A 20,370-nucleotide genomic window follows, 5' to 3' on the forward strand; every position below is an offset into this window, starting at 1 on the left:
CTTGTAAATTTATTCAACCACATTTATATTAATTTCTTTCCTGCCTATCTTTCCATTGAAGTCTATACCTTCCAAAATTATTGTATATGGACCTTTTTCGTCCGAAGTATAAAAATCGAAGCTTGCTTTTCCAACTTGATCGGTAATGATGTTGGGTTCCCAGTGTATTGTCGTTCTTAAATCTGAAACTATTTTTGATACATCTTTTGCTTCATAGCTCGGTTTATAAAATGTTCGACTCAGGTTAAAGCCTTTCGGTATAATGGTACGAATGCCTGTTGGTTTAAATGCAGTTGTAGCGCCATTGCCTCTTTTTGTTGTAATTACAATTAAACCATTGCCTCCATATGAACCATAGATTGCAGTATGATTAATGTTTCTCAGGACCTCAATACTCCCTACATCCGCGGCACTTAACATCGAGATCTGATCACCTTCGATGTACATGCCGTCGAGGACAACCTGCATAGGTCCGTTGCCTCGGGTATTGTAAGGTACGCCGTTCCTCCACATCACACCTGTGAGTCGTCCGACTAGACATTGTTCTAATGTACTGCAGTTTGACAGATCCTCTTCTGTAAGTACTTGATCGGCATTGCCTGGTCCATTTAAGTTACTTGAATTGGCAACGGCCTTTTTTATTGCTGTGCGGGTAATTTTAACTTCTTCGAGTTGTATGGAACGCTGTTTGAGTCCAGCGGCTTCTAGCTGTGCAAAGTAGGCTTGTGCATTTTTTATATTTCCTAAGTATTTGGTGTTTATATTGTTCAGTACTTCAGGTAAATTTTTATTGATACCTGTTGCTGGTTCCTCGATTTCATCAAGCTCAATGTCCAGTCTATTTTTATCTTTATCGGATTTTGCCGTCATAATGAATTTGATACTGTCGGTAAATAACAGGTCATCAAAAGAAAATTTTCCAGCTTCGTTTGTTAGCGTATCAATAGCGGCAGTCATGTTGGTTGTAGGGATCAGAGTAACTGTTGCTTTTGGCACAACCGCTTTTCTACCAAGTTTTTTTATTGTTCCTGATATGGATATATTTTTTTCAAAATTATATTTTGGATCAGACACTTCATCTATTTTTGCCCAGTCTAATTTTCTCCACCCTTGTATCAGCATCAGATTATCCAGATCACTTTTTTTGATGTTTTTACTATCTGAAAAATAATAGTTGGGGTTTTCTATGAATCCATTTATTTCCGAACTTAAGAGCAAGGACGTATATATGCTGGATCTATAGGGAGTATCAATCTGGGTTTTATTGCTATTAACAACTGATGCTGATAATGAACCAACCCGAATGGAGTCTGTGGTGTTTCCGCTTAAAACGCTAATGTTTACTTTTTGACGGGTTCCATAGGTGGGTTTATCAGCAGTTGCTTCGATAGGAAGAATCTTATCAGACCGATAGTTGAAAATCATTCGTTCTAGTAAAGGCTTTAGGGTTGCATCCAATATGGATAACTGTATAACTCCTTGAGGCAGATTTTGTCTGGGGATGGAAAAAAGGACTTCGTTTTTATTCAATTTTTGCTTGGAAACATGAAAGGTGTTTCCATTATATTGGGCGATAAGATAGATTTCTTGCTGATTGATTTGATCAGGGCTAGCATTAACCTGTACAAAGACCCTGTCATCAGTAAGATTGCCCACATTCATGTTTAGTCCTGACATGCTGATTGACGGAAAAGGTGTTTCTGTTTTAGTGCCGTCTGTAAATGTCGCTATGGCTGTATATTTTAATTTTGCATCCAAAACAAAAGGATAGCTGACCATACCGAGCGGACTGGTTTCCATCTCGACTATCTTTTCCTTGTTGCTGTCCATAATGATAATGGTGCACTTTTCTCCCAGGCCTTTACTATTAAGAGCTTTAAAGCCTATTTTAGTGTGTAGTTGGTTTATAATGTTGCCTGATTCGGGTAGTATTTGCAGGCTGTTACTTGATTTATCTGCTGGAACGGTAAATGTTTTACGAATTATTATTCCGTCTATTGATTTAAAAGACAAATTGATGATTTCACCTGCAGGTATATCTTTAAGATCAATCAATAGCTGACCCTGCTGATCTGTTTTTTCGCGTGATGCTCTTTGTTTTCCATTCTTGAGATGGGTTTTGTAGTTAATATTAATTTCTGGCAGGGGAACTCCTGATAATGTTTTTAGTTTTATTGCATAGTATTTTTTCTCTCCATCGTAGATGATTTCATCACCGGTCATAATATTATCCGAACGACCGTTATAGATGGGCACTGTTTTGTCAAAGAAGTAGGCTGAACTATCATTTCTCATCCATTGTGTATAAGCGCGGATACGATAGGAGCCCTCTATGAGGGTGTCTGATAAGGCCAGGTCAGCAATTCCTAAACCAGCGGTTAAGGGAATTTTTAAGGTATTCACTGTTTTGTTATCTGGAGATATTAAATCAATGTAGGCAACTTGGCTTACTCCGGATAACAGGTTGTCTGGTGTAAGTGTGCAGTAAAGCTTCATCCAAATATTTTCGCCTGCGGAATAGCTTTCTTTGTCCATATGAACATGGATTTTTTCTTTTGGATTTCTTGCGGCATAATTTCCTAATTTATCGATGAACTGTCGGATATCCGTTTGTCCGAATGACATAAAAGGAATTATGAATAATAAACTAAACAAGCTTGCCTTAAGATTCATACATTGAGGGTCAATAATTTGGAATAAATTACGAAAAATTATTAAATAATCCGTTGTTTCGAATTTGATATCAATGCAATTCGAAATTTTCTACCAATATTAGCCTAAAACAAATATCTTTGTGCTATGAATATCCTAATCATTGGTTCTGGCGGTCGTGAATCAGCCTTCGCCTACAAACTTTCGCAAAGTAAGCGTCTTCAAAATTTGTTTATTGCTCCTGGAAATGCAGGTACAGGTGCGTATGGTAAAAATGTAGCATTAAAAGTGACTGACTTTGACGGTATCGCAAGTTTTGTTCTTGAAAATGATGTCAACATGGTTTTGGTAGGCCCTGAGGAGCCTCTAGTAAAAGGTATTCATGATTATTTCTTGAACCGTGCCGATTTAAAACATATACCTGTTATCGGTCCACAGCAAGAAGGTGCGCAACTAGAAGGATCGAAAGATTTTTCTAAGCAATTTATGGACCGTCATGGTATTCCTACTGCCGCTTCACGTTCTTTTGATAAAACAAATTTGGAGGAGGGTCTTGCATATCTGGAAACTCAAAAGTTACCAATTGTATTGAAAGCTGATGGTTTAGCTGCTGGAAAAGGGGTGCTGATCTGTGAAACATTGGAAGATGCCAAGTTGGAACTGAAGGCGATGATCGCTGATTCTAAATTTGGTGCAGCGAGTGATGTTGTTGTTGTAGAAGAGTTTTTGAAAGGTATTGAATTGTCTGTTTTTGTTTTAACAGATGGTAACTCGTACAAAGTATTGCCTTCAGCTAAAGATTATAAGCGTATTGGAGAAGGGGATACTGGCTTAAATACAGGGGGAATGGGATCAATATCTCCAGTTCCTTTTGCTGATGAGGCTTTTATAAGTAAGGTTGAGGAGCGTATTATTAAGCCAACTGTTGAAGGATTAAAGAAAGATAGTATTCCATATAAAGGATTTATTTTCATTGGCTTGATGAATGTTGACGGCGAACCATTAGTGATCGAATATAATGTGCGTATGGGTGATCCGGAAACAGAATCAGTTTTGCCACGTATTGAGTCAGATTTAATTGATTTATTAGAAGGTGTTGCTCAAGGTAATCTAGAAACACGCTCTTATACTGTTACTCCAAAAACGGCAGTAACTGTTATGCTGGTTGCTGGAGGATATCCTGGAAACTATGAGTCTGGTAAGGTGATTTCAAATATTGAAAATGTAAAAGAGTCGATTGTATTTCACGCAGGTACCAGCATGCAAGACGGGAATGTTGTGACTGCAGGAGGTCGTGTTATCGCAGTAACGACATTGCAGGATACGTTGTTTGATGCTTTGCAACAGGCAACTGCTGATGCTGGAAGAATCTATTTCGATGGTAAATATTTTCGCAGAGACATCGGTTTCGATTTGATTTAAAAAATTTTTCAATTCTTTTTTGGAAGATTAATAAAAATATCTATATTTGCATCTCCAAACAGGGAAATATCCTATTGGAGATGCCAAATGGCCCGTTCGTCTAGGGGTTAGGACGTTAGATTTTCATTCTAGAAACAGGGGTTCGATTCCCCTACGGGCTACGAAAGCGACTTAAGAAATTAAGTCGCTTTTTTTATGTCAATGATTTTCTAAATAAGCCTATATAATTTTTTTTATCTGTATAAATGCATTTTTACTAAGCGCAAAATGAATAGCAAAAGCTTAATAAATCAACACATAAATTAATGTTCAAAGAGTGTGCATTAACAAGAAATGATGCTGATGTTCAGGTGATAGATCGACATTTTCATTTGGCACTTGGTTTGCGTATTTAAAAGTGTGAATGTGCTATGGTCTACAGGTTCAAATCCTGGATTTAGAGCCATAATGAGGCGTCAAGAGAAAGTGTCGTAGCATTTTATAATTCGTATTCGGGAATCGATGGTATGAAATATTTAGTGGAATTATTTTTGGAATAAAATCAAACTTTCTGGTCATGCAAATGGCGAAAGGAGAGTTAGATTAGATAAGGAGGAAATATGATAGGTATTGTAGGAGGTGTTGGTCCTTTAGGAGGGCTTGACTTGTATAAAAAAATTATTGAGGAAACTATAGCGCTGTCAGATCAGGAACATTTACCCGTTATGCTTTATTCGTTTCCGAACTTAATTGGTGATCGCTCAGAATATTTAAAGGGACATTCAACTGTTAATCCGGCTATAGCTTTAGCAGAAATCACACGACAGATGGAAAGTGCGGGTGTTACTATTGTAGGTATTCCTTGTAATACTGCTCATGCAGATCCTATTTATGGGGTATATGAACAGGAACTAGCTAAAACGAACCAAAAGATTAAAATACTGCATCTCGTTAATGAGACGATTTCTTACATGAAGGCATTATATTCAAAAGCAAAAGTTGGTATCCTTTCTACTACAGGTACACGTAACAGTGGGCTTTATCGAGATTTGTTACTGAAAGAAGGTTTCGAAATTGTAGAACCAAGTGAAGATTGGCAAGACCGGATACATGCTGCTATATATGATAAGGAATATGGAATTAAAGCGCAGTCAACTCCTGTGACCAACAAAGTCCGTCTGGAATTGCATAGCGCGATGGACGAGTTAAAAAAAGGAGGAGCAGAAATTATTGTCTTAGGATGTACTGAACTGCCACTCGCTCTTCCAGAAAATGATCATAATGGCATGACCTTAATTGATCCTAATCGGATATTAGCGAGAGCACTTATTTATGCTTTTTCACCGGATAAATTGAAATAATGCTTCATTGTTTTGAGTATGAAAGTTTTCCCCGTGTCTTTTAAAGAAATTCTAGGAGCAGACTTGTCAATCTGTCATGTTAAATAGTCCATTATTTTATTGATTTATAGCTTGGTATGTTATTTGTATGTTTGAACATATAATTATAATCAAATGCAAAAGATAATACATAAATCAGAAAAACGTGGTCATGTTGACTTTGGATGGTTGAAAAGTGCCCACTCTTTTAGTTTCGGAAATTATTTCGATCAGGATAAGGTTAATTTCGGAGCATTACGTGTTTTGAATGATGATTTTGTTGAAGCAGGAAATGGTTTTGGACGTCATCCCCATGATAATATGGAGATTGTCAGTATTCCATTATCGGGTGTTTTGGCACATCAGGACAGTATGGGAACTAGTCGTGATATCCAGACCGGTGATGTGCAGATTATGTCCGCAGGAACTGGTGTTACGCATTCTGAGTTTAATGGTAGCAAAGTAGATCCGGTTAAATTTCTTCAAATTTGGGTTATTCCGAATGAAAGACAATTGACTCCAAGTTATGATCAGAAGTCGTACTTGGATTTAGATCGAAAAAATAAGTTTGCGACGATCGTTTCTCCTAATAAAGCAGATACTCAAGCGGTATTTATTAATCAAGATGCTTATTTTAATTTAGCAGATATTGAGGTAGGTACTACCGTTAATTATCAATTGCATAGTGAAGCAAATGGTGTTTACGTATTTGTTTTAGAGGGTGCTATCGAAATAGCAGGAGAAAAGTTAAATCGCAGAGATGCGGTTGGAATTTGGGAAATAAGCGAAATTGATATGCGTGCTACTGCTGATGCTCAAGTTTTATTGATTGAAGTACCCATGTTTTAAATTTCCAGATGCATAATAAAAAGAGAGTCTGTATCTGTAGATACAGACTCTCTTTTTATATTTGAATTCAGAATGTTGCTATTTGATTGACACCAAATCAAAAACAATCGTTTCATAATTATCCTTTTCATAAAGCACGCCAATTTTCTTATTATTGATCAGAACGATATCCGAATAGGCAGCGTAAGAATCTTTATAACCTATAGGTGCTTTTGCTACTACATGGTTAAAATACCAGGTTTTTCCTTGATCTTTACTGATACGTAATGTTAAATTATCTCGGTCTTTTTGAGAAGCAGCATTGCAAACAGCAAGAGTGTAATTTTTACCTTTTTTCCAAGATAGGGTAGAACCTTGGTTAACAGGATCCGGTAGGTTTTTATCATAGAAAGTGGTATCCCATGTTGCTCCACCATCATTGGAGTAAGAAACAATACGGTTTCGTACATTTCCCTGTTGATTTCTAGTATTCATATACAATCCTGTTTCAGAGATCTGTGCCGCCATCGTTTCATTTCCACCTTCAAAGCTTATTTTATTTCCGATTTTGAAAGTTTTACCATGGTCGTCGGAATAATAACTATGGGCAAAATAATCTTTTCCTGTAGGTTTTGGATCTCCCTCAGAATGGTTTGCAGGAATGTATATACGGCCTTTATATTTCCCGGAATCAAATTGTAAGGCATGGCCAGGAGTATTCGCGTAGGTTCTCCAATCCTCTTTAAAAGTATAATTAGGATTGAACGCGGGTTGATTTGGACGGTGCACTGCAGTTGTAATGTTTGTCGGTGCAGCCCATGTTTTTCCTCCATCTGTAGAAGTGATGTACCAGCATTCGCGAATTCCATTTCCTTTTCTGACATCTCCTTCGTGATTATTTCCTGTATTGTAGAATAAGAAAATTCGTCCTTTTGGATATTGTGGATCTAATAGATCAACTATAGGGGCAGGGTTTCCAGCTTGTAATTTATCTTGATCTACTGCTATCTGCAAAGGTCCCCATGTTTTTCCATTGTCAGAACTGATTTTGTAAACGATATCCACATTTCCATAGTCTCCGGCATGTTCAACACGCCCTTCGGAGAATGCAATCAGATTGTTACTTTTATCTTTGACAATCGCTGGAATACGGTAACTTCTGTAACCGTCATCTCCCGATTTAAAAACAGTCGTTTCTTGTGCTTGGATCATCGTCGCTGATAGCAGGATAGAAAGCGTTAAAAATAATTTTTGCATGATATAATGTTTTGTTTATTAGTTGCTCTGTATAAATGTAAACATCCATTTTACTGGATTCTGCCAATCGGCTCCTTTAAAATCGCTGACCGGTAATTTGATTAAAACTTCATTCCATCCTTTTTTCAATAAAATCTTTGTTGGCGCTCTATAGGTGTAACCTTCATCTACTAGAGGAGTCTCTAAATCTCCTTTTGTACCGGCATGCTTCCAAATAGGCGGTTCGATCGTTTTATTATTGACCCAGACTTGGCTTCCAAGATCATCCCAAGTGTGTAATTGGGGTGTATTGCTTGCATACGATCGGGATAGATTGTTGAATCCGATCCAGAATAATTTATGCTCGATTTTTTCACTCCATATCTTGGTACGTGCGTACCAAGTTGTGTTCTCTTGTGGATCATTAATGGCACCTGGTATAATATCTGCCCACCAATGTCTCAGTATCACGGTACCACCTTCTATTGTTTTTTTAACTGTTATATCAGGTGCAAATGGTTTCGTTTCTATTGGAAATGTTTTTGCAAGATTGCCCTCATTTTGAAAGGGTCCGATCAGTTCCCATTTTAATCCTATTTGTTTGACATAGGGAAATGGTTTATCAGAGAAATAATTGTTTTTATGATGGAGGAGTCTAGTTTCAAAGGCTTTAAATTCTTGATAAGCAGGAAGACTTTCTTGCACAATATTACATGTCCAGCCTGCTAAACCACCACCTCGCCAACTGCGTTCTGCAAATGTGACAAGAGCGGGATATATGGCGTTTTGGACAAACATATCCTGGGGTTCGGCTACTGCACGATCTGGCCATGAGCACAAGGTTGCTCCGATCAGATTTTTATGTTCCTTATCTTGTTCGCCAATTTTTCTATGAAATAGGGTCGTTACAGTTTCCAAAGGGTCCATATGATTTATATAGAGATGTTTGGAATCGATAAATACATGGTCCCCTTGTTCTAGAATTTTTTTGGGACCACCCATCCACAGTTGTCGAATGGTCTGTGGCATAAGGTTACTGCCCGGATCCCAGCCAATTGTTTTATAACCTAATTCTTCAACGTATTTTGTGATTTCAGGCATGAAGTTTTTGTTGCTGATTTTTACTTCATCACCTCCAATGTGCAGATAGGGAAGATCGGTATAGGTTTGTGAGAATTCTTTTAAAAGTTCCTTAATATATAACATACCAGAGTCTGTTTGCATGCCTACTCCAAAATATCTTTTGAAAGCATCACTGTGTCCTGGCATATCAATTTCAGGTAAAAGCAAGATATGGCGTAGTTTGCAATAATTTATTAGTTCTTTGAACTCTTGTTCCGTATAATGCTCACCTTTACCTCTGGTAATGTAAGAGGGATCGGTAAGATCCGGGTATTTTTTACTGGCTAAACGCCAAGCAATATCTTCTGTAAAATGAAAGTGTAAAACATTTAATTTATAACGTGCCATGATATCAACCTGTTCTTTTAGCATAGCAAGAGGTTGATAATTACGTCCGACATCAACGAGGAAGGAGCGCCATGAGAATGCCGGTTTGTCATTGATCTCAAAAAATGAAAGCTTTTTTTGCTGAATTGAAAATTGTCTTAATGTTTGTAGTCCGTAATAAATGCCTGCACTATTGTGTGCTTTTATGTGGATTCCTTTCTCATCAATTTTCAAATGATAAGCTTCCTTATTTTCGGATAAACCACTTAATAGCTCAAGTGTTAGGAGTGGCAGGCTGTTGTTATGACCAGCTTTTTTAGTTCCTATTTCCCAATCTGCAAGAATGGTTTTGGCCAGTTGATATTCATTCGTTAGTGCTGGATTATTTTCATTTACAATAATTCCCTTCTTCAGATCAAGCCTACCTTCCCCCAATTCCATGTTGATCGGTAATGGAATTAAGTTTTCTTGTGCAGACGAGATTGAAAAAAAACCGATGCTAACAAGTAAAATGCTAAGATATTTGAGCTTAAGATTCATTTCTATCCGTTAAGAAGTTTTTAAGAATTGTCCAGCAATACCATTCTTGACGAGGTAGGTGGAATGGTCCTTTGAATAGATTTCCTTTCGCAGTCTGTGCGATAGAACCATCTCGATGGAGATATCCAAACCATTCGCCATGCTTCTGATCGTGAAATTTTTCATAGCCATATTGATGGATCTTTTGATGCATCTCTGCATATTTCTCGTTTCCGGTCAATAAATAAGCGAGTAGGGTGGCAATGATGGTTTCGTTTTGAGGCCACCAGAATTTCATGTCCTGCCAATATTCTTGTATAGGCTTATTGTATAGATCTCTAAAGTATAAAATACCTCCAAATTCTTTATCCCAACCTCTTTCCCACATATAGTCAAGCATTTTACAACCTAATTCGATAAGCTTTGGATCGTTGTTGCGGTATTGGGCTTCATGTAGAATAAACCAAGCTCCTTCTATGGCATGACCCGGATTTAAGGTTCTGCCATCAATATGGTCGATGATTTCTCCTGCCGGCGACACTTGTTCCATGACTACCTTGAGGTCGTACTTTACGAAATTGGTTTCAATTTCTTTTATCCAATTAGCGATGGCTTCATCACAGCGGGGGTCACCGATTGTGTCACGTAGTTGCTGTGCCGTATTGATCATAATCATCGGCGTTCCAATACCTTTTGAAGGCCTTGTATCTGTAAACTTAGGAACTAATTTGATTTCTCCGGAAGCGTATTCGATACATTTACCAAAAATAGAACGTGCCTGTTCGGCTGCTTCTTGACTGCCTGAGGCTTTTGCATAGGCAGCAAAGGCAATAACCGCAAAAGTCTCTGAGAAATAATACCTTCTTTTACGGATCGCTTGACCATCTTTCGTGACATGGAAAAACATTTGTCCGTCAGTATCAAAGCAATGTTTTTGGATAAAATCATAGCCTAACTTAGCCCCATCTAGCCATTCTTGTTTGGGTTCTACTGTGTTGTAGAGTGTTGCCAGTAACCAGGTTGCTCTTCCTTGAATCCAGACAGCCTTGTCATCATCAATTAAACTTCCGTCCTGATCGCGCATGAGTAAAAATCCACCGTCTTCATGGTCAAATGATTTTGGAAACCAAAATGGAACAGTATCTTCTAGAAGCTGTGTTTTATAAAATTTTTCGAGTTCTTCGAGTTGTGTTAAAGTATACATCGTTTTTAGTCAATTTTAAAACTGCATGTTGAAGCGGGTACTTCTGCCTCATTTTGCAAATTTGCAGTGCTATAGGGTGAATATGCGTATCGGATTTCAGTTATGATTTTATCGCTTGGCATATCAATCGATACACAATTTTTTTGAATTGATATTTTTCCAGGCTGCAAGGTATATCCTTTTTCATCGATCAGGGTAAATCCTTGTAAAGGTTGATTATTATTCGTTTTGAGTGATTTACAGTTTTTAAAATAGACCTTGATCTTACTGTTTTTTATAGTATAGTGGTCGAATGTTGGATAATCTGCATTGATTTTGAATTTGTATTCGTGAGCAAGGGCTAGATTTGCCAATCGATTTCCGATAATGATCTTATTTTTAGGATGGACATCCGAAAGATCACCGACATCTGATGAAACAGCCATATAGGTGTTTTCAAGTTCTGTATTTAATTTGCGCTGACTGTCTCTGAATCTCGGCCATGAAGGACGTTCAATACTTGACAGTTGCACATAATAGAAAGGAAGGTCTTGCTTAAAATTTTGGCGCCATGAACTGACAAGTGTTTTAAATAATAGCTCGTGTAGTTCAATGTTATGGGCATTGCTTTCTCCTTGATACCACAAAACAGCTGTGAATTGCGTATGTAACCAATGCGATATACCGGCTTCAAAATTGTACGCGGGTTCATAGGGGTGGCGTTGATATTTTGTGGAGGACAGTGCCAGATTTTGATCAGATCTATTGCGGCAAAAATCCTGTATAAAATCGGATTTCCTCCAACTATGGATGTAGCTTGCTAGTAGATTATTTTGCTCTAATGTTGTACGGTCTATCCATGATTCGGTATTGGATCCAGGAACATCCAGTTCGACTATACCAATTGGAATATTGGTTCTAGAGGATACTTGGAGCGCAAAAGCATAAGCTATTGCAGAAAAATTTGCCTTATTTTCTTGTGTTGGTAAAGTCCAGTTTCCACTGAAAAAGTCTAATTTATTAATCTTTTCAAGTGTATTTAAGTCCCAGGATGTCGGATTGGTCTGAACGAAATTGTTATTTTTAAACAACCTTACTTTTGGTGCATTCATTTGAATTAAACTGTCTCCTCCGCGTGCATTTTTTAGCTCAAATGCCATATTGGACTGTCCAGATGCTAGATATACATCGCCAAAAAGTATATCTTTAATTTTTAACTCTTCGTGTTCCGTTTGGATCTGAATATCATATGGACCTCCGGCACTTCTTTTGGGAAGAAGAATTGACCAATCACCATTTTCATCGGACTGAGTTTGATAGGTTTTGTCATTGAATGTTAACATTACCTTTTTGTTGGATGATACTTTTCCTATAATTGGATTTTCCCGGTTTCGTTGTAAAACCATATGATCTCCAAAGTTAGCCTTAACCGAAAGTGGCTGCACGATTCCCTGTATCGCTTGTTTTACCTGTTTGGCAATTATGGTCGCTCCCTCAACATTTGGATGTATGTTATCTTCGAATAAATCGATTCTGCTCTTTAATTGTTCATTGATGTTGATCAGTTTAACTTGATTATTTTTGGCAATTTTTGGTATCAACGCAGTGATGGCTTGATGCCAATCCCTTGTACCGGACAAGAAACGTGTATGACCGCTGAAAATAGGGGTAAGGGTACAAATATATATGGAGACATCGGGATTTGATTTTCTCAGATTACTGATAAGTGTACTGTAATCCTGTTCAAATTCATCGCCATAGTTGGGCCAATTTCGAGGATCAGTGTCATTTACGCCCAATGCTATAATCGCAATGTCAGGATGAAATGCCAGTGCTTGTTTATATTCCTGGGTTTCGACATAGGGCTTATGTCCCTTGCTCAATAATGTGGCACCACTAAACCCGAAATTTTGGACGATAAAATTTGATCCTAATAACTCTTGAAGTTGTTGGGGATATGTTTTATTCTCCTTTTTTAAACCTAATCCTTTGGTGATTGAATCGCCAATGCATGCCACTCTTTTCTGAGAATACAATGCGATGGAGGAATACACCGTAATAGATGTGATTAAAATTATTTTTTTAGTCCAGCGAAGCATTTGATTTTGGCTTTAATACAACAAGTTGAATGATGACAACGACAAATACAATGACAGCCAAAAGCGCAAAATCTTTTCCTAGTTTACCTTCATCAGCTGACGCCCCCAATACTTTAGTAATAAATGCACCGGCCATAACACCAAGCATATTCATGATCCCATATGCTGTTGCACGGAATTTACTCGGAACAAATTGGCAAAGAATAGGCATATTATTAGCGTCGAACATGCCGAAGCCAAAACCGAACATTAATCCTGCGCCTACAACATGGTAGATATGTTGCCCATATCCGATTAAGAACATAGCCGGAATTGTTAACAATAAACCAATTGCAGATGTATAAATACGGCCCTTTACATTCTTTTGTATCCAACGGTCAGATAATATACCTCCAAAAATAACCCCTAAGAAAGAGGATATCGCGATTGTGATTGTTGATAATGGACCCGCTTGCGACATCGATATATTGAGGTTCTCTGAAAATAAAGTCGGTAACCAGTTTTTTGTCGCCCAGCCTGGTAAGCTTGGTATCGCAAAATAAAACAAGATGACCCAAAACGAGATATTGCTCAGGAGCATACCTATAGCTTTGAAACTATTGATGGGTTTTTCTGTTTGTTCTGATTTTTTCGTTCTTACCGGAGCTTCTGCTAGAAAGAACATGAGGACAATAGCATATAATACTCCTATTAAACCAAATATTTTGAATGTACTGTGCCAAGAATAAGAACTTGCTAATGTTGCCCCGAATCCGCCTAATGCCTGGCCTGTATATAAACCAGTCATGTGAATACCAATTGCTAATGAACGCGATTTATCAGAATGAAAATCCGAGATGAGTGATAGTCCTGCTGGAATATAGATGGCTTCCGAAACGCCCATAATACCACGAAGTATCATTAATTCTGGATAGGTTGTAGCATATCCCATTAATGAGGTGACTAATGACCAAACAAATAAAGAGCCTACGATAAGCCATTTGCGATTAAGTCTATCGGCCAGTATCCCTGAAACAGGGCTCATCAGTCCATAGATCCATAAGAAAATGGCCATTAATTGTCCAAAGACAGTTGCTGACTGTAATTCAGTGATATCGACCTGCATCGTCGGACGCATGGTCGATAGAATCTGCCTGTCCATGTAATTGAGTAATGCGACCACCCAAAGTAGGCCAACAACAATCCAAGGATAATATTTTTTATTTTGTATCATGATTTGGTTTATATTTAGATGTTATCTAATGGTACCTGTTAATATTCCTGCAGATCGAATACCTGCTTTAATTTCCCCCGATGGAATATAAACTTGTTGGTCATGAAAGACAGCAGTTGTGGTAACAGGTGATCCTGTCGGTAAAGTGCTGGCGACATGCCATTTGTTTAGTTGGTCATCATATTGCAAAACATTTTTGGTAAAACCTGGATGATTGGATTGTACGATTGCTTTATCTTGTATTAATTTTTCTTTTCGATCTGGAGCTGTTTCTTGTGCTATATCTAGAATTAACTGTTCAACTTTGTGAAACGTTGAACCATTATCACCGCCAATTAGGAATAGGTTACCTTTATTATCTGCGAATCCTGTTCCTGCGGAAAGAGCTTCTGGCAAATCGGCGATCTGGATAATCTCTTTTGTTTTTAAGTTAATTTTATAACAGGTTTTATATAATGTACTGATCGCATTAAGCTGTCTGGTACGCCCTCCAAATAGATAAAGAAAGTGATCTTTAACAAGGGCTACCGTATGTGTTAATGGATATGGAAGTTGCATATATTCCTGCCATTTTTGATCGTATAGGTATATTTTATCTGAAACAAGCGTTGCATTTTCTCCACCTATTAAATAGAGTTTGTTGTCGTTTGCCACCAGACTTGCGTTGCTTAAAGGAACTGGAAGATCGGGGAGTTGATTTACTTGGAAGCTATTCTGTTGTGCGTTCCAGGCATAGATCTGAAATTGTGACGAAGCTCCCATTTCATTTTCTCCACCTGCGGTATAAATTCCCTCTTCTTGACTGCAATTTGCGGCATATGCAGTGGAAGTATTAAGTGAGTATGTGTTTGTCAACTCTAAATTATGATCCTTTATGGCATAAATATATGCTGTATGCTGGTATTTTTTTATTCCTCCTTCCCAAGGCATCTTTTCTGGAAAGTTTGCGCCACCAGCGATCAGTAAATGATCGCTGTGGATTCCTATAACAGGTCCTGCAACACCAAGTTGCACTTGACCGGTAATCGTTTTGGGTAGAGAGTCCGAAACAGACCAAGTGATCTCTTCTACATTTTTTGTTGTGCTACATTGCATAAATAAGAGTGTGCTTAAGATAAGAGGAATAGTTTTCATCATGTTATAAAGTTGATTTGAAACTTGAAAAATTTAGCGATGCAACATCGGCTTTAAATCTTTCAAAATCTTTTTCTGTCATATTGCGGACAGGTAATCTAAACGCTCCACAATCTAAACCTATGAGTTTCATGTAAGATTTTCCGACAGCAATACCACCATACTTTCCTATTAAAGTGATCATATCAATTGACTGTTGCTGTAAAGCATTTGCTTTTTCAAAATCTCCCTGATCAAATGCATCAATTAATGCTCGATAAAGAGGAGCAGCATAATTATAGGTGCTTCCCACAGCTCCTTTGGCACCAAGGACTAGTGCTGATAACATGTTTTCATCTCTGCCCCATAGCATATCATATTTGCGATTGGCAAAATTTAGACATGAGAGATAATCCATAAAGTCCTCATGTGTATATTTTATTCCTACAAAATTGGGAATTTTACCATCAATTGCTTTCAATAAATCGATCATTGCAAAATTTCCACCTGTTAATACTGGAATATGATAATAATAGAATGCTGTTTTAGGTGCAGCTGCTGCAATTTCCTCACAGCATTTCGCTAACTGTTCTACATTGGCAGGTTTAAAATAGAAAGGTGAAGTAAATGAAATGCCAAACAAACCGATCTGTTCAGCTTTTGTGGCAAGTAAACAACATTCTCTAATATTTGTTCCACCTACTAGTGTAATTACTTTAAACTCTTTATCACTGGCAGTTGCTTTTGCCCAAGCTTGCATAATAGCTACCCTTTCATCAAAGGTTAATGAAACACCTTCGCCCGTTGACCCACAGATAAATGCACCAGCTACCTGATTTTGTTTCAGTAACTGATAATAAGCAGGGATAGATTCAAGATTTAAATCACCATTTGCCAGCATTGGTGTGAAAGGCGCCGCAATTAAGCCCTGTAATTTGTGATTATTCATGAGTGTAAATATTTTTTATAATTGGTCTTTAAATTATTTCCTTTTATCATTTGTGTGACATATTCCATAGGCTCAATTAATAACGTATTTTAATTTATTTATGAGTTTGCGCACGATATTGTTACTCTTGATGTTGTTAGCAACATATACTATTTTGATTAAAAACATCATAAAGCATTATGTCATACATTTGAATGATTAAAATTATTCTTTTATCTCTACTATAGCAAGTAAATGATAAAAAAAAGTGTAACATTTGTACAGACTAAGATAGATGGTGAGAAATTATAATAAAAAGTCCGATGTTAGAGAAATTTGAGAGCATTGATACTTCAAGTTTAGTAGACAAAGTAGAAAATCATATTATTGATTTAATTAGAGCTCGTAATATTCAGATTGGAGAGTCATTGCCAAAGGAATTGGAGCTTTCTGAAAGTTTTGGTGTATCTAGAACTGTTATTAGAGAGGCTCTTTTACGGTTACGTATGATGGGGTTAATTGAGTCACGAAAAAATAAGGGAGCAGTTTTGACGAATCCTAACTTATTGACTCCTTTAAAAAAAGTTTTTCATCCGGCTATGCTGGATGATGATACGTTGAAAGATATTTTTGAAATGCGGCTCGCTTTGGAGGTCGGAATGGCGGAATTAATTTTTGACAGAGTAACGGCAACTGATATTGCTGAGCTGGAAGAAATTGTTGAAATGGAGATGAAAAATAGTGACGGACGATCATTCCTTATACAGGAAGAAGTCGCTTTTCATGGAAAGCTGTATAAGATTTCAGGCAATAAGATGCTCATGGAATTCCAGGAGATGTTACTGCCAATTTTTCAATACGTGCACGATGGTGGTTTATTGAATCAACAATTTTTTTCCAATGATTTTATTTCGCATAAGCAATTGATTGTATTGCTGAAAGAAGGAGATGTTTCCTCCTTTAGAGATGGGATGCGAAAACATCTCGATAATCATTATCATCGCTTATTGAAACACTAGTTATTCTTCTTCATTTTCGATAGGCGTCAGGTTCTTTAATAAAAGATTGACCTCTTCTTCAGTGGATGTTAACTGTGCTCTACAAATTTGAATCAATATTGATGCTCTTTTAATTTTTTCGGAAAGCGCATCAATATTTGTATTACCTGTTTCAATTTCCTGGACGATTTTTTCTAATTCTTCAAATGCGTCGGTATATGTATATTTATTTTCCATTTTTGTTAATTTTTTGAGTTACACTGATAATCTCACCATCCCAAACCTGCGTTGTCAATATATCGTTATCTTTAATCTGATCGACTGATACAAGAAGTTCTCCATTCACCTGTGTAATGGAATATCCTTTTTTTAGAAGTCTGACTGGATCTGCCAATTGGATCATTTTTTCAAGATGATCCAGGGTGGTAAATTTTTGACGGAAGATGTAGGCAATATTTATTTTTAAATCCTTTTCAAATGAGTTTAAATCGACTTTCGATTGCTGAATTGATCGCTGTGAAGACCATTTAATATCTGATGCAAGCGATTTTAATTTTTCATTTTCACCTTTAAAAATCGTTGTGGTGTTTTGCAGTATCCGCGTTGTCAGTTGATCTAAAGGAATGGCGAAATTATGAAATTTTTGAATTAGAAAATCAGCTAATTCACTTGGTGTGATGGCGTTTTTATAAGCAACCATCTCGCTCACAGTTAGATTGGTAGAATGGCCGATGCCAGTTAAAACGGGAAGTGGAAAGATTGCAATCGCTTTAGCCAATAGATAGTTATTGTAGCTGGAAAGGCCAACTTCCCCTCCGCCACCACGAATAATGGCAACCGCATCGTAAGCATCGGAGCGCTCTGCAATGACTGATAATTGTTTGATGATTGACGGAACGGACTTGTCCCCCTGTAATAAGGCGGGATAAAGGGTTTGTTCTATTTTATATCCCCAAGGGTTTTGATTGATAATTTTATAGAAATCGGATAAACCCTTACTAGTTTCGACAGAAATAATTGCTAGCCGCTTGGGTAAAGTGGGAAAAGGTAGATTTCTATTTAAATCAAAAACCCCATCTTCTTTTAGTTTATTGATACTATTTATTCTTTCTTTTTCTAGTTCTCCTAAAGTGAAAGTGGGATCGATATCGACAATTCGTAAACTTAAACCATACATCGGATCATAAGAAATACTAGCTTGAAATAACATGGTAATTCCTTCTCGCAAAGGTTCCTGCGCAATTTTGAGAAACTGCGTGTTGATTCTTTGGTAGTCTGCTTTCCATAAAATGGATCGGATCTCGGCCACAATCTTTCCTTCTGTCTTTTCGACAAGCTCCGGGTAGCAGTGTCCAGAATGAGAGTAATGATTGAGTTTATTCATTTCTGCTTTGATCCAATACAAACTCTTATAACGCTCAGCAATAGTTTTTTGGATGCTACGCGTTACCTCTAACAATGAAAAAATGGTTCTATTTTCTACTACCTCCGGCATATATCAAAGATAAGATTATTAAATGTAAATATTTTGATCATGCGTTTTTGTGCATGATTGTATTTCTTTTATTTGTACATTTACATATAAACCCTTTTTAAACAGATGATGATAAGTAGAATAAAACTTCTAATTGCAGGGATTTTTGCGGTAGGATTTCTCCAAATGAATCGTGTAAGTGCACAATATAAATCGACTATTAAAAATGAAACCGTTCTTTTTAATAATATCGACGCTGTACTTCCTTTAGGTAAATTGGACAAGTATACGATTACTGTTTGTACACAGGATTCTAACTTATTCCGTGATTTTAATGATCAGATATCCCGTTATGCTGCTGTAACTTATGCAGGTTTGGGGAGTTTTGATGAACAAGTTAAATATAGCAACCTTGTTATTGTGGCTGTTAAGTCTGAAGCATTAACATTTCCATTTATAGAAGAGCTTGTTCAAGCAAAAATGAATAATAAGAAGATTATTCTTGCTGTGTTTGGAAAGGGGGATGTATTGTCTTTGCTGAATAATGTGAAAGTCCCAATTTTGTGGAATGATCATTTTTCTCGCGAAACGCAGAATAATGCAGCTATGACAATTTTCGGGGGGCTATCTGCTTTTAATAAACTACAGAAAACTTATTCCAGCAGTTTTATGAAAGGTATGGGTGAAGCGACTAGTCAGACTCGTATCCAATATGGAGTGCACGCTAATGATGAGATCAACATCGATCGATTAAGTAAAAAAATTGATGAAATAGCAGCGGAAGCAATCGCTGAAAAGGCAACACCTGGTGCTGTGGTCATGGTCATTAAGAATGGTCAGGTAATATTTGAAAAAGGCTACGGATATCATACTTATAGTAAAAAAGAACCAACAACTATTCATAATATCTTTGACTTGGCTTCAGTAAGTAAAATTGCAGGTACTACTCCTGTAATTATGCGTTTGACCGAACAGGGGATTGTTGACTTAGATAAGCCTATCGGGGACTACCTTTGGCAGGCTAAGGCTACAAATAAAAAGGATATCCGATTAAAGAGTGTGATGTTACATGAAGCCGGATTTACGCCTTTTATTCCTTTTTATAGAAATTTGAAACCTGGCGATTTACAATCTTATGATTCACCGACTCATCATGTAAAAGTGGCTGATAGCTGTTATCTGGTCAATAATTATTACCAGGATGTCATGTGGCCTGAGATGTTACATTCAGAGGTGAAACCTGTAGGAAATTATGTTTATAGTGATATCAGTATGTACGTGATGAAAGAGGTTGCGGAGCATCAAACTGCTATACCGATGCAAAAGTATGTGCAGGATAATTTCTATCGCCCATTAGGTATGAAGACAGCTGGTTATAACCCAAGGGATCGTTTTGCAAAACAGGACATTATTCCGACGGAGCAGGATACTTCCTTTAGAAAAGTGCTTTTGGAGGGATATGTTCATGATCAAGGAGCGGCAATGGCCGGGGGAGTGGCGGGGCATGCTGGTCTATTTGCTACTGCAAATGATTTGGCGATTTACGGACAGCTGCTATTAAATAGAGGTGAATATGGCGGAGAACGTTATTTTGAGACAAAGACAGTGGATCTGTTCACATCAAAACAATCCTTAACAAGTCGGAGAGGTTTAGGTTTTGACCGTTGGGATCCGAATCTGAAAAATGAGTATCCGTCAAAACTTTCAAATGCAACTGTTTATGGACATACGGGCTATACAGGTACTTGTATTTGGATTGATCCTGCTAATCAGCTGGTCTATATATTTCTGTCAAATCGTGTTCACCCTCAGGTTTCGACTAAATTACTTAACCTCAATATCAGAAGCAGGATTCAAGACGCTATTTATGAAGCTATAGCAGCAGGTAAAAAATAGTT

General features: G+C 37.3%; 15 protein-coding genes and 1 tRNA gene. 6 read left to right on the forward strand and 10 right to left on the reverse strand.

Going from position 1 to position 20,370, the window contains the following annotated elements:
- Nucleotides 1-9 precede the first annotated feature (9 nt).
- Nucleotides 10-2,625 (reverse strand): carboxypeptidase-like regulatory domain-containing protein, encoded by a 2,616-nt coding sequence (locus FHR29_RS26305; RefSeq protein ID WP_183918343.1) that lies wholly within the window; start codon nucleotides 2,623-2,625, stop codon nucleotides 10-12.
- A 174-nt stretch (nucleotides 2,626-2,799) separates the two neighbouring features.
- Here FHR29_RS26305 and purD point away from each other — a divergent pair, with 174 nt between their 5' ends.
- The 4 genes from purD (at nucleotide 2,800) to FHR29_RS26325 (ending at nucleotide 6,281) form a co-directional block, all read left to right on the forward strand.
- A complete protein-coding gene (gene purD / locus FHR29_RS26310) occupies nucleotides 2,800-4,074 on the forward strand; it encodes a phosphoribosylamine--glycine ligase (RefSeq protein ID WP_183918345.1) in 1,275 nt (424 codons plus the stop codon).
- 89 nt (nucleotides 4,075-4,163) lie between these two features.
- Nucleotides 4,164-4,235: transfer RNA gene (locus FHR29_RS26315), tRNA-Glu, on the forward strand.
- Nucleotides 4,236-4,673: 438 nt separating this feature from the next.
- A complete protein-coding gene (locus FHR29_RS26320; protein ID WP_021189373.1) occupies nucleotides 4,674-5,414 on the forward strand; it encodes an aspartate/glutamate racemase family protein in 741 nt (246 codons plus the stop codon).
- 153 nt (nucleotides 5,415-5,567) lie between these two features.
- A complete protein-coding gene (locus FHR29_RS26325) occupies nucleotides 5,568-6,281 on the forward strand; it encodes a pirin family protein (RefSeq protein ID WP_183918347.1) in 714 nt (237 codons plus the stop codon).
- 78 nt (nucleotides 6,282-6,359) lie between these two features.
- Here the strand turns inward: FHR29_RS26325 and FHR29_RS26330 are convergent, their stop codons facing one another.
- The 7 genes from FHR29_RS26330 to FHR29_RS26360 are packed head-to-tail and all read right to left on the reverse strand — an operon-like array spanning nucleotide 6,360 to nucleotide 16,021.
- Entirely contained in the window at nucleotides 6,360-7,517 is a 1,158-nt protein-coding gene (locus FHR29_RS26330) for an exo-alpha-sialidase (protein ID WP_183918349.1), read from the reverse strand.
- Between the two features lie 18 nt (nucleotides 7,518-7,535).
- Complete coding sequence (locus tag FHR29_RS26335) at nucleotides 7,536-9,485, reverse strand: family 20 glycosylhydrolase (RefSeq protein ID WP_183918351.1); 1,950 nt, start codon at nucleotides 9,483-9,485, stop codon at nucleotides 7,536-7,538.
- The gene (locus FHR29_RS26340) at nucleotides 9,475-10,668 is read right to left on the reverse strand and encodes an AGE family epimerase/isomerase (protein WP_183918354.1); all 1,194 of its coding nucleotides are present in this window, start codon (nucleotides 10,666-10,668) and stop codon (nucleotides 9,475-9,477) included. Before FHR29_RS26340 ends, FHR29_RS26335 begins: the two co-directional genes overlap by 11 nt.
- 5 nt (nucleotides 10,669-10,673) lie before the next feature.
- Nucleotides 10,674-12,746 carry a GDSL-type esterase/lipase family protein gene (locus tag FHR29_RS26345; protein WP_183918356.1) on the reverse strand — a complete coding sequence of 691 codons (2,073 nt, stop codon included), beginning with the start codon at nucleotides 12,744-12,746 and terminating at the stop codon, nucleotides 10,674-10,676.
- On the reverse strand, nucleotides 12,730-13,959 hold the full coding sequence (locus FHR29_RS26350; protein ID WP_221197955.1) for an MFS transporter: 1,230 nt from the start codon (nucleotides 13,957-13,959) through the stop codon (nucleotides 12,730-12,732). The genes FHR29_RS26345 and FHR29_RS26350 overlap by 17 nt, the downstream gene beginning before the upstream one ends.
- A gap of 21 nt (nucleotides 13,960-13,980) precedes the next feature.
- A complete protein-coding gene (locus FHR29_RS26355; RefSeq protein WP_183918358.1) occupies nucleotides 13,981-15,096 on the reverse strand; it encodes a kelch repeat-containing protein in 1,116 nt (371 codons plus the stop codon).
- A 1-nt stretch (nucleotide 15,097) separates the two neighbouring features.
- Nucleotides 15,098-16,021, reverse strand: coding sequence for a dihydrodipicolinate synthase family protein (locus FHR29_RS26360; RefSeq protein ID WP_183918360.1), 924 nt, complete (start codon nucleotides 16,019-16,021; stop codon nucleotides 15,098-15,100).
- A 302-nt stretch (nucleotides 16,022-16,323) separates the two neighbouring features.
- On the opposite strand from FHR29_RS26360, the gene FHR29_RS26365 reads away from it, so the two are divergent.
- Nucleotides 16,324-17,019: a FadR/GntR family transcriptional regulator gene (locus FHR29_RS26365; RefSeq protein WP_183918362.1), complete on the forward strand. Its 696-nt coding sequence runs from the start codon at nucleotides 16,324-16,326 to the stop codon at nucleotides 17,017-17,019.
- Here FHR29_RS26365 and xseB read toward each other — a convergent pair whose 3' ends face one another.
- Nucleotides 17,020-17,235 (reverse strand): exodeoxyribonuclease VII small subunit, encoded by a 216-nt coding sequence (gene xseB / locus FHR29_RS26370; RefSeq protein ID WP_132771700.1) that lies wholly within the window; start codon nucleotides 17,233-17,235, stop codon nucleotides 17,020-17,022.
- Entirely contained in the window at nucleotides 17,225-18,493 is a 1,269-nt protein-coding gene (gene xseA / locus FHR29_RS26375; protein ID WP_183918364.1) for an exodeoxyribonuclease VII large subunit, read from the reverse strand. Before xseA ends, xseB begins: the two co-directional genes overlap by 11 nt.
- Before the next feature lie 105 nt (nucleotides 18,494-18,598).
- On the opposite strand from xseA, the gene FHR29_RS26380 reads away from it, so the two are divergent.
- Nucleotides 18,599-20,368 carry a serine hydrolase gene (locus tag FHR29_RS26380; protein WP_260293161.1) on the forward strand — a complete coding sequence of 590 codons (1,770 nt, stop codon included), beginning with the start codon at nucleotides 18,599-18,601 and terminating at the stop codon, nucleotides 20,366-20,368.
- Nucleotides 20,369-20,370 lie beyond the last annotated feature (2 nt).

The sequence above is a fragment of the Sphingobacterium sp. JUb56 genome (assembly GCF_014191365.1).
In the GTDB taxonomy this organism is placed as follows: Bacteria; Bacteroidota; Bacteroidia; order Sphingobacteriales; family Sphingobacteriaceae; genus Sphingobacterium; species Sphingobacterium anhuiense.